The following is a 13444-nucleotide window of genomic DNA, read 5'->3' as shown; positions in this document are numbered from 1 at the left end:
CAAAAATATAACCTCAGCTTAAAAACAATCACATACGATATTATTTTATAACAACAAAATAGTACCACCAGTGTAGATGTCATAAACAGACCCACACCAACTTAAACACATTGCTTTATAACAATTAGATTCCATCGCAAATAGAAACGTTATTTAATTCAATACCACCAAGAAACAATTATAATTTATAATTAACTCCACCATATATTATTTCATAATAATAAAATAATGTAACAGGCATAATTATTAACTCTGTATGATATTGATTAAAAAGACGAACACGCCAGAGAAATCGCTCTTTGATGCGATTTCTCTGACATCCGATGATATTGACCATTACGAGGTATAAGCAGGAAAAAAATTTAATACTATTCAGTTTAAAAATACCGAATAACATATACATTGAGACTATCCACCACCGTTTTTTCACTCTTGTTATCCTGAGTTGTTTAAAATAAAAACAATATATACCAAGGAGAGATCATGAAATTAAAGCTGATTAAATCAGCCTATATCATCACCAGGAAACACATCGTCATTATCAAGTTTTCGATTATTTTTATCAAAATAAATATTTTCAACAATTACTCTACAACTAAATACACAGCCGAAACACCCAGGAAATCAAAAAAACAGAATAAAATTGACAATAAAATTAGATTTAGATCACATAATAGAAAATAATAACAATAACAAAGGAATATAATAAAATTATTTATTATGAAAATCATCATTTTTCTTATTTTGCTTTAGCATAGAAATAATCCGATATAAATAATATATACCGAATTATCACACCGACATTAAATTATTCAATACTGATTAATATATCAGTATTACAGCATCTTCCTGTCACAATGCATTGCCAACACCCTATTCGGAGCCTCAGCTAAAGCGGTTTTATTTTCCAATAAACTAAAATGGTTACCCAAAACAGCAATCAACCGAAGTGAAAAGTCCGACATGACCTGTGCCCAGCTTAACGCGCCATCTGCTTCCAACATCTTGCGATTAAATCAAGGCGCAGATTGACGGGATATAATGCCAATTCCTGTGCATCTTCAATAAACGGCACTAAATTCATCGCATCAATTCACCAGTACAAAACTGCAACCTCTTTTGAGAAAACGCTCTATTTATTCCTTCTATAACTTACATCTTTAAATATCAATGTCGCAGCAGCTAAAATGACTGGAATGGATAAGATTGCAAAAATAGTGCTGTGATTTAATCCAAATCTGATAAGTTCTGCCCCAAATAAAGCACCACAGATCCCGCCTAATCTTCCAAATCCTAACATCCAGGCAACACCGGTTGCCCTACAATGAGTTGGATAAAATTGCGCTGCAATTGCTCCCATTGATGCCTGTGCGCCATTCATTGTTGTCCCTGCAAGAAATATTAAAATACTCAGTAAAAATACACTTTCTCCCTGACCAATAGAAAAGACCAAAATACCAGTAAGAACATAATTAGTTGCTACGACCTTGTGAGGATTAACCCGATCCATTAGCCAACCAGAAAAAACAACGCCTATTCCCCCCCCCAAAGGAAATAATGCCGTAAGCACTGCTGCCATACTAATGCTAAAACCAGCATCGTTCATTAAAATCGGCATCCAACTTGTCAAAACATAAAAAACCAATAATCCCATGAAATAGGTTATCCATAACATTGTTGTCCCAAGTAGAAATTGACTGGACAAAATAGTTTTGATTGACGATTTATGTATAATTTCTTTTTCATCAAATGTAAATTTCTTTACACCATTTAAAATTCCATTTGTCATTTTAAACAAAATTCGCCTTATATCCTCTTCTGAGTTACCTTTTAACATTAGATATTTCAGTGATTCAGGCAGTAGGAAAAAGAGAAATACAGATAAAAATAGTGGCAAAATACCACCTAAAATCAGAACACCTTGCCATCCAAAATGTGGGATAATCCATGCAGAAAACATTCCTCCTATTGCCGCACCAAAAGGAAAGCCACAAAAAACAATATTTATTAACAAAGACCTCCGATGCTCAGGTGCATATTCTGATATCAACGTTATTGCATTTGACATTGCTGCACCAAGACCCAATCCCGTCAAAAAACGCAAAATAGTTAATGTCTGTATTGAATCAGCTGCGGCGGTAACCAAACTAAACAGACCAAAAACACCCACTGATATTGTCAATACTAATTTTCGACCAAATCTATCAGCAAGCGGACCAGAAAAAAGCGCGCCTAATGCTAAGCCAAAAAGTGCAGCGCTCATGGCAGGCCCAAGAACAGTGCTTTCTACGTTAAAATCCTTTATCACTGCGGGTGCAATATAACCAATTAATGCTGTATCGAAACCATCAATAGTAACGATAGAGAAACAAAGAATTAATACTTGCCACTGGACTTTTGAAAGTTTTTGACTATTGATAACATTCTGGATATTAACTGTTGTAATACTATTCATTTCGAATCACCGACGTCAAGGAGTTCATTATTATTAATTAGAAAGATAAACCATCCAGTTAACTTCAATTAATCTCAATGCAAAATGTGGATGCAAAACAGAAAATAAAATTTTATTGGTATAAGAGAGCTAATTGATTAATCTAGCCCTCTTTTATTATAAAAGAAACTCATTCAAGTTCAAATTGGCGCAAGGCACGGCGATCATCCGTGTGATCATATTGAGCTACTTTGAATTTACGTAAATCTGATTGCTGAACCATTGTACCGTCACCAACAGGCCGATCACCTTTTATTGTTACTCGTTCCATCAAACGCGGATTAGGATAATAATCATGAACTGCGGCATGCTGAACAGAACGATTATCCCAAAACACGAGCATATTAGGTTCCCAATGATGCCTGTATTGATACTCTAAAATGGAAGTGGAACGATATAAGCTATTCAATAATTCAAAGCTCTCTCTATCATCCATGCCTTTGATATATCGAGTGTAGTGAGGATTAACAAATAAAACTTTTTTTCCAGTTACCGGATGTATACGCACTACCGGATGGCTAACGGGTGGATATTGATCTTCATTTTTACGCAGTTGTTGCCTCCCTTTATCTGTTTCAGGAAAAAGATATTTGTAAGATGCAAAATCGTGTATAGCTTCAAGCCCAGAAATAAATTGCTGCATTTTATTTGAAAGGGCGTTATAAGCGGCGGTCATACTCGAAAAACATGTGTCCCCTCCAATTTCAGGAACAGCTTTAGAATAAAGCATCGTTCCTAAAGGTGGGTATTCCCGGTATGTCTCATCAGAATGCCAGCGATCAGTCAAAACAGGCGGATTGCCCTCTTTATAATCAAAGACAATCAGTTCCGGAATCTTTTCTGAATTTTCCGCGAAAGGATGAACCGTCAGCTCACCAAAATAACCTCCAATTCGCAATAAATCTTCCGTTGAAAGATTTTGGTTCGGAAAAACCAAAACTTCATGAGTAGCCAATGCATCAGATATCGCTTGAATACATCCATCATCTAACAATTGACTTAAATCAATGCTGGTTATCTCAGCACAGAAATATGGACTTAGCTTACGTAAAGAAAACCTGCCCTTAATATTACCTGTATTAACTTCATTTATGTTCATATTATCACCGTAAGAAATTTTTAATTTATGTTATTATTTACAAGCCTATTATTATTGTATTTACCGCCCAGAAAATTGATGCCATAAATATTAATATCAATGAACAGAAACCTCTTAGGATGGATATTACCACAAGATTACCTGATATATCCCAAGAGAAAATTACAGCATACAAAATTGCAGATGAGAAATTGACCCACTCTATTACAAATATACTCATCATTATCAAAGAAAGACCTCTTATATTACTCCATTATTACGCAACTCAACTATTTCATCATCTTGGTAATTTAGCAATTCTTTTAAGATCACCTCAGTATGTTCTCCATGCTCTGGAGCAGCAGCCCTAACGGTTTGCATGTCACAAAAACGACTAGAATGAAATGGTTGCCCAACTAATGATAATTGACCAAGACGGGGGTGATTAATTGAACATTTCATTTTCAAATGATTCATTTGCTCATCATTCATTGCTTCCTCTATTGTATACAAAGGTCCACAAGGAATACCTACAGCATTAAGTTTTTCAATTATCTCAGCACTTTTAAAATGTTTTATTCTCTCTTGCAATCTATTCAATAATGAAGATCTATTCAAAGACCGCAGTGTAATATTGCTATATTCGTGAAAATCAGCTAACTCTGGGATATCCAAAACTTTACACAAAAGTTTAAATTTTGCATCCTCAGCAGCAGCGATATTAACTTGCCCATCAGCCGTCGGAAATAACCCTGTAGGCATTAATGTTGGATGATCATTGCCCATTTGGGTTGGTACATCACCATTAGCAAGCCATCTTGCCACCTGAAAATCAAGCATTGAAATCGTAGATTCAAGTAAAGAAGTATAGACCCACTGACCCAGACCTGTTTTTTCACGATAATAAAGCGCCATTAAAACTGCCTGAGCTAACGTCATTCCCGCACTTATATCAGTGATTGCCGCACCAACACGTACTGGCCCGCTACCAGGTATACCAGTAACTGACATTAAACCTGACATTCCCTGAACAATCTGGTCCACAGCAGGTCTTGTGCAGTAAGGACCTGTTTGCCCAAATCCTGATATACTCCCGCAAATAATACGTTCGTTTATTGATTTCAATGAATCATAATCAAGACCAAGCCGATATTTAACTTCGGGCCTGAAATTTTCCAGAACAACATCCGCTTTACTCACCAGTTTTTTAAAAACGCTTTGCCCATCATCTGTTTTCAAATTCAGAGACAAACTCTGCTTATTTCTATGCAGGTTTTGGTAATCAAATCCTTCACGTGAGCCCCCCATGCTGTCCCCAAGATCGGCAGGCTCTTCAATTTTAATGATTGTTGCCCCCCAATCTGCCAATAAGCGGGAAGTCACAGGGCCCGCTCTATGCCGGGTAAAATCGAGAACAAGCAGATCATACATTGGTAATTGAGACATATATCTTCCCTATAGTGATAATACATAGGTAAAAATTCAAATTTTCATCTGTTCATAATGAGTAATTAATTTCCAAAAAGAAATCAGAATATCCTAAATTGGAAATACAATCGAATCAGGAATTATGTCTGTATCTATAATACAGATTCTATCTTTGAATTTTAATATACCGTCATCTTGAACTATTACATCATGTGAACGTCCACAGACAAGTAGTTTACTGGATTCACCATATAAACTTTCATATATCGCAAAAGATGAACATGCTTTAATGCCATAAACATTGACGTCATCTATTGAAATCAATCGTACACCACTGACTATTCGGCATTGAGATCTTCTTCGATACATGACAGTCTTTTGCAGTGCAATAGCTCTGTCCTTAATCATCTTTTGCCCATCACAGAGTACAAAACTCAGTGGAAAATTTTGATCAAAATTCTCCCTGGATGTAATTCTATAGTGACTATCTTTAACAAAAAAATTTGGCCATTGTTCAATGTTACCTTCATCCAGAGACTCGTTGTAGATGGTATAAAGCCATTGAACATCCAACGTGAGTTCACGAAATTTTGGTGTTCTATTCATCGTCTTCATAACCCATAATTTTTTTATAATATTTATAAAACCCTCGAATAGCTGACTCAGTCACCATATGATCCGCATCCCCCTCCCCATTACCCGCTTCCAGAACGGCTACTGAGTCGGGAGAAGCAGCTGAACCGATCTGAACCATTGCCAATATTTCATTATCGTCAATTGTTACCAATCCAGACGGACCAAATAAGTTTGCCTGATATAGCCGTTTTTGAATCAATTCAGGGCTATCCGATTCATATCCGAAAAATGTCCAGGTTTTAATACATGAATCAGGCCCATCTGGTTTCACATGCCTCATCACCAAACAATTTAATTGTTGCAAGAATATCAGATTTGGCCAAATGGTCATTACGGCCCCCGTACCATGCTCGTATTCAGATTGATACTCAATTAATCGTTTATCATTAAGACTGAAACCCTTTTGAGAATTCAGCTGTTCCTTAAACTGGTCATTCTGAGCTTGCTTAAATGTTGCGGTTGAAACAAGAACACTGCTGCGTCCGTGTTTATCTACTTTAACGTGAGTTTCTTGATCAGAACGCCAAATACCAAAAGTCAGGAAAAATGAATGCAGCAGTGCTGCATGAAATGGATCCTTTACATTTTCTACCTGAAGTTTCCAATTTGCATGCACTCTATGCTGCATTTTTCCAATAACACGTAATGTCTTGCCATTACATACCCGATCAAAGTAAGCCAATATGCCAGGCCCCAAATACTCTTCAAACGGCTCAATTTCAAAGCTGAAACTGGCAAAAACAACGCCATGCCGCTCTGTTACATTAAGTTGTTCTAACCCATGTTCTGTCGAATCAAAGCATGGTGACATCCCTCCCTTTCCATCAATCCCCCGACGAAAAGGCATACCAACAAGAGTACCATCAAGATTAAAAGACCACTCATGATAAGGACATGTAAATAATTTCACATTCCCCCGCTCTTGGTGACATATCTGAGCACCTCTATGTGTACAACGATTCACAAACACTCTAAGTTTATTTCTTCTATCCCTCACAAGAATTACCGGAACTTCACCTACGAATGTTTGAATAAAATCACCGATGTTCCTTACCTCAGTAGTTAAACCAACATAGTTCCAGGTTCGACTTTTGAAAATACAGTCTTGTTCCCGATTATAAATTTCACGATCTGTATATACCTCAGACGGTACCCGACGTGGTCCTTCAATTGGCCATTTCAACGTCAGCTCCTTCTCCTGATTCCTGAGTTTTCTTATTTGTTGAATGCTCATCTGAATTGTGCACTACCAGATCAGCAATTCGCCCCATAACAGACATCAACATAGACCAGCCTTGACGTTGAATTTCAAATAATCGTTCTCCGTCACTCAAGGGTATATTTCGTAAGAATTCATAACCCATTGCCATATGCTCATCATCAGCGACAGTATGAATATCAAAATGACCTCCAGTTTCAGTGGATGACATTTCAGGCTGAATATGCTTATAGAAAAAAGTTGCAGAGGCTTCGACAACTAAGTGAACCAAAACAACTTTTTCAATATCACTAATTGAGTTCATTTTCCAGGGGAACCACGCACTTGTGGATTCAAGAACCGGATCAAATACAGTTTGAAGATCTGTTCTATTCTTCGCTAAATTACGGTTATGGCCTAACTCTTCAATCAAATGAAGCCAGGCTAATTCTTCAAATTTAGGATCCTGTAAAGTTATCACCCGCGCCAGAACCATTTTTTGAAAATGATTCGACCAAACTTGAAAACAATCCAGAAATCTTTTCTTAGCTTCAGGATTTTTAAGTAGCCCTTTCCGCACAAGTGCAAATAAACGATGTTTGTCAAACCTATCCATATATTTTTCATTGAGCTGGAACAGTTGCTCAGCAATATTTTTATCACCCACTTTTTCTGATTTCATTTCAGGATAAAAGACTGCCCATGGATCTGTGATATCTTCATACAAACCACGAGAATCAAATTGGATTGAAAGCCCCCAAAATCCATTGGGTGCCATTCCTTTAAATCCATGTAGTCTACCTGGTGGCACTAAAAGAATATCTCCGGCATTCATGTCAGCCTTTACCTCACCTGTCGTATGTGCTCCCCCCTCACACATTAATATCATTGATTCGACTGGGTGAATGTGCTCATTTAATTCTTCACCTGCTTCCAAACGTACCCACGCCATAGAAATACGATTATCGCGAGGAAGAAAATTAACAAGAGATTTATTCTTCGTAAAATCTTTAACATGCCCCAACCAATGTTCAACACCATCAACTTCAATTGTTCTCATTGATGGAATTTCATCTCGTTTAACCAACGTAACATCAGATAATTTTTTCATTCTTATTCTCACTTGTTATTTAAAATAAAAATAATTTCACCAAAGCGAGATCATGAAGTACAAACCAATTAAATTAGACTATATCGCCATTAAGAAATACATTACGATTCTCATTTCTTCGCTTGGATCGTTTTAGTCATTCATACGAAAGTATTCACAATTAAATATACGATTAAGATAACAAACAATCAATAAACAAAATAAAACAAATAATAAAGTTCGATTTAGCTCACATAACTAAAAATGGCAAAAGAAATAATAACCAAATAAAACATCAAAATAAAACAATAATAAACCTGAAATTATATATTTCATAGATATATAATTTTAAATATGAATTCCATTATGTATTTAAAGAGTTATATATTTACGGTGATTACAATTATTCTTTACATATAATTATTTAAGTCAAAAACAACAGTTACATAAAATAACTATTTCATTTCAGGCTTATTTCTTCACGCGCCTTTTAAAATAACATGAAAATATCAATTATCACTACATCACACATTTTCAGGGATGCGAGCATTTTGGGCGCAAGTTGCATACACCAGAGCAATCGTCCCCAGTAAAGCACCGATGATACAGACCCCGGACCAACCTGCGCAGGAAAAAATCCATGAAGAAATCAGCGATCCGGCAGCAGCACCAATGAAATTAGAAGTCATCATTCCCGCGGTAAGGCGGCTGCGAGCCTCTGGATCCAAACGATAGATAGCGTTCAGGTTCGTCACATGAACACCTTGGATAGCCAAATCCTGCAACAAAATACCGGCCAGCAAGGACAATACAGAGATCTGACCAAATGCAACGGGTAACCAAGACACTAACAATAATACCAGACCGATACGGGTGAATCGGTTGCCCTGCCCTCGATCGGCCATGCGTCCGAACCAGTTGGCCGCGTAAGCGCCAGCAGCACCGGCCAACCCAAATAACCCGATAGTGGTGTTTGAATAGGAGTAAGGTGGACTGACCAGGAGAAAGGTCAGGGACGTCCATAGCATACCGAACGAAGCAAACAAAAGCCCCCCTAACAGGGCACGGGCGCGAAACAGAGGTTCATCGGTGTATAGGCGGATTGTAGAAGCAAGCAAACGCAGATAATTCAGCCCTACCGGGCTCTTGTAACGTGGAAGTACACACCAAAGTGCACCAGACATAACCAGCATCAACGCAGCGGCAACCCAGTAAACGGTACGCCAGCTGCCAAAATCGGCCAGCGTACCAGCCACAGTACGCGCCAAAAGGATCCCTAATAGCAACCCACTCATGACCGTACCCACAACTTTGCCTCGTTCGCCCGGAGCGGCTAAAGTGGAAGCAAAAGGGATCAGGATTTGCGCTACAACCGACAAGCCACCAGCAACAACAGTGCCCAATATGACAAAAGAGAGACTGGGGGCAAACGCCGTGATCAACAAACCGAAAGCAGACAGAGCAGTCATAAGAACGATCAGACTGCGCCGCTCAATGATATCACCCAGCGGCACCAACAAGATAAGCCCGGCGGCATAGCTCAATTGGGCTACAGTAACCACACTTCCAGCCGCAGCAGTGGACAAGTTGAATTGTGAACCAATGCTGTGCAACAGAGGTTGAGCATAGTAGTTGCTAGCCACAGAAAGACCGACGGCCACCGACATAAGCAGCACGATGAACGAAGTCAAACGTGGAGGCACACTGGCCGGGGAAGACGAGAATTTCACCGATTTTCCCCGGGAGAAAACATTCATAATAATTTCTCATTTCTTTGAAATACTACTAACTTATTTTATCAGCACCATGCTGGCAATTCATAATATTGGATTTTCATTATCTGGAAATCCTTATAATGCTGACTTGAAGTCCTTATAATGCCTTTTCTTTTTAGGCAATCACGTAGTTTTATTAGGAGGAAAAGTGAAACGACATATTTCTCTTGATCAGCTCGATTTCCGGCTACTCAATGTTTTTATCACCCTCTTTCGTGAACGACATGTGGGACGTGCCGCTGATACATTGGGGATGTCACAGCCAACTGTTTCAACACTGCTGGCCCGTTTGCGTCGAATTTCCGGTGATCCGCTGTTTATTCGCAGTGCGCAAGGTATGCAACCTACTGTGCTGGCACGTAACTGGGCTGAGCCAGTTGCATCAGCGCTGACCATGTTGGAGTCAGCTCTCAATACCCCATCAGATTTTGATGCGGCAACATCCCAACGTACTTTCAGTGTGTACATGACAGATGTCGGCCAAATGCTCATGCTTAACCGGCTAATATCCCGGATTGAAACCACAGCCCCCGGTATACGTATCCGGGCAATCAGTACCTGGGAAGGTACCCTGGCAGATCAGCTTGATGACAGAAGCATTGATATTGCCTTTGGCTGGATCCCTCAACTTAAGGCACGTAAAACCAGTGCGCTGTTATTTAAAGATAGGTATGTAGGAGTGCATGATGCTGCCACAGTGCCTGCGCTACACCGTTATGCAGTGGCTTATGTTCCCAATTCAGCGCATCAGATTGTGCCTGAACGTTTTCAATTGCACGGCATCAAACCAGTGATCACCGTGCCAAACTTCTTTATGTTGCCGGAAGTGCTTACAGGGACGTCTATCACTGCAGTTGTTCCAGAACGGCTGGTTCATCTTCTATCCCAACAAAGGAGCACAACATTGCGCATTGTCGAACTCCCTTTCAAGCTGCCAATGATTAGCATCCGGGTACATTGGTCTGCTGGAACATGGCGGGATGGAGGTATTGACTGGCTGCGAAACCAAATAATAGCAAGTGTCAATGACTATCCTCCCATTAAGGACTTTCCGTCTTGATAAAATTATTTCGAAAAATATAAGGATGTCTCAAATGCAACTTACTCAACACTGATAAAGCATAAGGCTCCGGTGAACTCACCTTGTCTTTCCCTTCTGGCCCCTGCACGCTACCGCTTCCTTATCTTCATTTGGAGACTGACACCATGAGCCGTAGCCGATATACCCCGGAGCAAAAACAACACCATGTGACCCAATGGCGGCACAGTGACCTGACCCGAAAACAGTATTGTGAACAGCACCAGCTGACCTTTGCCTCCTTTCGTGACTGGATTTGTCCCACCGGTACTGGTAAGTGTCCGTGTGGGTTTCCCGCTGGATCAGCTGACCGGCCGCATCATAATGTTAGTTTTGGCTTATCGTGGCTATGCGCTACGGTAGATCATCAGTCAGACCGGAAGATCACAGAGATCTTCCGTCTTTTATATTATCGTAGCGGTACCGGTAAACGACTGGTTAAGGGCCTTAATTGCTCCCTGTCATCCCACAGTCCCGGAAATACTTCGAATTTCAGGTCATCACGGTTAATTCCGGTATCAAAATAGCGGCATAAACGCTCTGCTAATTCTTCATGTGACCACATATTGGTCAGTTCATATTTTTCAATAAGTTCCCGATCTTCTGGTAAGGTTAAGTCTTCTTTTAATACGGGTGCCAGTGTGGTTCCGATATTACCCTCAGGGCCGATATCAATCAGTTTACCGCCCATAAATAAAAAAGAGTTTTTACCTCCAGGATAATGGTCACCATCGAATGAAGAATAAGGTTTTATCCAGCAATTATTATAGGATTGAGTATTAGGAATAACTGATTTATCTTTAATTTTATCTGGCATCAATTTATAAACAGCATTAACAACTAAAATCCGAAACAAAGTAGTCACTTGATTTAAATCAATATTTTTCCAGACGCCATCTGTATTACAGATATCATAAAACTGCATTTCTGCACTGTTAAGCATCTGTCCAATGGTATACAGGTTATCCCTCAATTTAATATTAACCAGATGATTATGCTTCCAGACAATTCGTTTCACCATTCTATAAGCTCCAATCTGCTCTGGCGTACTGTGGATATTCGCAACGGCAGATCATCAATCAAACCGGAAGATCGCAGAGATCTCCCGAGCTTTATTTTAAATAGATATTGATTTAACCACATCAATAAAGTATGTCCTATTTACTTCATAATAATCAAGACTTATATTTTTTTTGAAGTCCTTTGATATAAATAAAATGTCATTTATTATTTTTTCACCAAATTTAAAATTCTCATTCAACGAGCAAAGCGAAGATATAAGGAATGAACCACAATACGTCCAGTCATCATCGATGAAAATATAATATGGCGTATCGTCATTCTTTAGCTCTTTAAGAAAACCATGTAACTCTTGCGGTGTTAACCGAGTTTTTTCATCCGTTCCCTTGGACTTTCCTGATATAGACAGAACATCATCAGTATCTTTCAATTCCATGAAAGTTAGATTACTTTCCTTGATACAAAGCAGCGAAGTTACCTTAGATATATAATTCTTAATAATATGTTTTCCATTAGCCTTTCTATATAACAACTCTTTTTTATATTGGGCAGTGCTCATATCAACCACCACACTTATTTTTGTAGTACGCCTTACCTTTAGGATTAGCTATTTTAGGTCTGCCATAATCATTCATTCTTGTTTCACCTGTTCTGGGATCAACTTTTACCTTACCAGCTTCCCAATGCGGCTGATCAGGATGGCTAACATCCATTGTTTGTTGTTGTACTGTTGCTGGTATTGTTCCACCGCCTGGCTTCGGTACTTTATATCTGTATTCCCAACCAGAGCTATTCCTTGATTGATTAGTAGGTTGTTGGCTTATAGGTATTCCTGCTTGTCTCATAGCTTCGCGACGAGCAGCTCCTGAAGAACTGAATGGATTATCTTCACTGCCAATTGGTTCACCACTCAACCCCCAAGGATCAATCCAACTCAGCGGATTCGGCGCATAGGTATACAGGTTCAATCCACCGGCTAAGCCGATCGGATCTTCGGCACTATCCCGACGCCATCATACTCTTTAGGCCACTTTTCCCCTTGATTTAGCAGCCTTTTTTCTAGCCACCTTTTCCCTCCCTGTTAAAGAGCATTCCAACTCGCCCTGACGGGCACTTTGCCGATTGTAGCTCACTTTTTCCCCGACGTCAGCGCCGGGTTTCAGCCCGCTTTTCCTGCCGGAACCGGGTTTTATCGGGAACCCGTGACGGTGGGGCAGCTTGCCTGCGCCGCTGACGCGGGTTGGCGGGTGCGGGCTGGCGAGGCCCGCAGGTGAAGCTTTTTAACAGGGAAGCCCCCCTGGGGCTGCACGGGGCGGAGATGGCGAGCACGGCAACGAGCGAGGAGCCTGCGACTGCGAGCCGGGCGCAGCCAGTGCAGCGGGGTTGGGGCGGGGGCCATAAACCGCGCCAGCTTGCTGGCCTGCCTTCAGGGTTGTTGACCTTGACGGGCTGACCGGCCACGGTTTCAGGCGGGTTTGGGCGCCGGAGCCGCCACGGACGGCGGCGACTGCGGCGGTGGATTTTAGCACTGATACTGACAGCAGCGGGTGAGCGAGCGAACCCGGTGCGCCTCTGGGGCTGAGAAGCTCAACCCGGCGGCCAGCCGCACGCTGTTGTTGAGGTGACCGCGCAGCGCCCTTGGGTGGG

At 40.3% G+C, this 13444-nt stretch carries 13 protein-coding genes; 2 read left to right on the top strand and 11 right to left on the bottom strand.

The window, feature by feature from the left end:
• Positions 1–836 precede the first annotated feature (836 nt).
• The 8 genes from C5470_RS23265 to C5470_RS12530 form a co-directional block, all read right to left on the bottom strand.
• A complete protein-coding gene (locus C5470_RS23265) occupies positions 837–965 on the bottom strand; it encodes a hypothetical protein (protein ID WP_278249188.1) in 129 nt (42 codons plus the stop codon).
• Positions 966–1132: 167 nt separating this feature from the next.
• The gene (locus C5470_RS12560; protein ID WP_166289521.1) at positions 1133–2455 is read right to left on the bottom strand and encodes an MFS transporter; all 1323 of its coding nucleotides are present in this window, start codon (positions 2453–2455) and stop codon (positions 1133–1135) included.
• Positions 2456–2624: 169 nt separating this feature from the next.
• Positions 2625–3593: a TauD/TfdA dioxygenase family protein gene (locus tag C5470_RS12555; RefSeq protein ID WP_166289518.1), complete on the bottom strand. Its 969-nt coding sequence runs from the start codon at positions 3591–3593 to the stop codon at positions 2625–2627.
• Between the two features lie 240 nt (positions 3594–3833).
• Positions 3834–5018, bottom strand: a complete 1185-nt coding sequence (locus tag C5470_RS12550; protein ID WP_166289515.1) for a CaiB/BaiF CoA transferase family protein — start codon at positions 5016–5018, stop codon at positions 3834–3836.
• Positions 5019–5111: 93 nt separating this feature from the next.
• Positions 5112–5606 carry an aromatic-ring-hydroxylating dioxygenase subunit beta gene (locus C5470_RS12545; protein WP_166289512.1) on the bottom strand — a complete coding sequence of 165 codons (495 nt, stop codon included), beginning with the start codon at positions 5604–5606 and terminating at the stop codon, positions 5112–5114.
• On the bottom strand, positions 5599–6819 hold the full coding sequence (locus tag C5470_RS12540) for an aromatic ring-hydroxylating oxygenase subunit alpha (protein ID WP_242687970.1): 1221 nt from the start codon (positions 6817–6819) through the stop codon (positions 5599–5601). The genes C5470_RS12545 and C5470_RS12540 overlap by 8 nt, the downstream gene beginning before the upstream one ends.
• On the bottom strand, positions 6803–7945 hold the full coding sequence (locus tag C5470_RS12535) for a cupin domain-containing protein (protein WP_166289505.1): 1143 nt from the start codon (positions 7943–7945) through the stop codon (positions 6803–6805). The genes C5470_RS12540 and C5470_RS12535 overlap by 17 nt, the downstream gene beginning before the upstream one ends.
• Before the next feature lie 503 nt (positions 7946–8448).
• Positions 8449–9591, bottom strand: a complete 1143-nt coding sequence (locus C5470_RS12530) for an MFS transporter (RefSeq protein ID WP_166289684.1) — start codon at positions 9589–9591, stop codon at positions 8449–8451.
• Between the two features lie 256 nt (positions 9592–9847).
• On the opposite strand from C5470_RS12530, the gene C5470_RS22830 reads away from it, so the two are divergent.
• Together C5470_RS22830 and tnpA are read left to right on the top strand one after the other, a co-directional pair.
• Positions 9848–10759, top strand: a complete 912-nt coding sequence (locus C5470_RS22830; RefSeq protein ID WP_166289502.1) for a LysR family transcriptional regulator — start codon at positions 9848–9850, stop codon at positions 10757–10759.
• A 146-nt stretch (positions 10760–10905) separates the two neighbouring features.
• Positions 10906–11304 carry an IS66 family insertion sequence element accessory protein TnpA gene (gene tnpA, locus C5470_RS23670; protein ID WP_422631072.1) on the top strand — a complete coding sequence of 133 codons (399 nt, stop codon included), beginning with the start codon at positions 10906–10908 and terminating at the stop codon, positions 11302–11304.
• On the opposite strand, the gene C5470_RS12520 is transcribed toward tnpA, so the two are convergent.
• The 3 genes from C5470_RS12520 to C5470_RS12510 form a co-directional block, all read right to left on the bottom strand.
• On the bottom strand, positions 11187–11798 hold the full coding sequence (locus C5470_RS12520) for a hypothetical protein (RefSeq protein WP_166289497.1): 612 nt from the start codon (positions 11796–11798) through the stop codon (positions 11187–11189). The genes tnpA and C5470_RS12520 overlap by 118 nt on opposite strands.
• Positions 11799–11894: 96 nt before the next feature.
• The gene (locus C5470_RS12515) at positions 11895–12356 is read right to left on the bottom strand and encodes a hypothetical protein (protein ID WP_152961618.1); all 462 of its coding nucleotides are present in this window, start codon (positions 12354–12356) and stop codon (positions 11895–11897) included.
• Between the two features lies 1 nt (position 12357).
• Positions 12358–12765 (bottom strand): RHS repeat-associated core domain-containing protein, encoded by a 408-nt coding sequence (locus C5470_RS12510; protein ID WP_207626981.1) that lies wholly within the window; start codon positions 12763–12765, stop codon positions 12358–12360.
• Positions 12766–13444: the final 679 nt, after the last annotated feature.

Source organism: Photorhabdus stackebrandtii, assembly GCF_011189495.1.
Taxonomy (GTDB): domain Bacteria; phylum Pseudomonadota; class Gammaproteobacteria; order Enterobacterales; family Enterobacteriaceae; genus Photorhabdus; species Photorhabdus khanii.
This window is presented reverse-complemented; position numbering and strand designations above follow the sequence as displayed.

Bases quoted from the DNA above. Each gene is read 5' to 3' on its own strand.
- C5470_RS23265 (WP_278249188.1), bottom strand. From the start codon at position 965: ATGTCGGACTTTTCACTTCGGTTGATTGCTGTTTTGGGTAACCATTTT.
- C5470_RS12560 (WP_166289521.1), bottom strand. From the start codon at position 2,455: ATGAATAGTATTACAACAGTTAATATCCAGAATGTTATCAATAGTCAA.
- C5470_RS12555 (WP_166289518.1), bottom strand. From the start codon at position 3,593: ATGAACATAAATGAAGTTAATACAGGTAATATTAAGGGCAGGTTTTCT.
- C5470_RS12550 (WP_166289515.1), bottom strand. From the start codon at position 5,018: ATGTCTCAATTACCAATGTATGATCTGCTTGTTCTCGATTTTACCCGG.
- C5470_RS12545 (WP_166289512.1), bottom strand. From the start codon at position 5,606: ATGAATAGAACACCAAAATTTCGTGAACTCACGTTGGATGTTCAATGG.
- C5470_RS12535 (WP_166289505.1), bottom strand. From the start codon at position 7,945: ATGAAAAAATTATCTGATGTTACGTTGGTTAAACGAGATGAAATTCCA.
- C5470_RS12530 (WP_166289684.1), bottom strand. From the start codon at position 9,591: ATGTCGGTGGCCGTCGGTCTTTCTGTGGCTAGCAACTACTATGCTCAA.
- tnpA (WP_422631072.1), top strand. From the start codon at position 10,906: ATGAGCCGTAGCCGATATACCCCGGAGCAAAAACAACACCATGTGACC.
- C5470_RS12520 (WP_166289497.1), bottom strand. From the start codon at position 11,798: ATGGTGAAACGAATTGTCTGGAAGCATAATCATCTGGTTAATATTAAA.
- C5470_RS12515 (WP_152961618.1), bottom strand. From the start codon at position 12,356: ATGAGCACTGCCCAATATAAAAAAGAGTTGTTATATAGAAAGGCTAAT.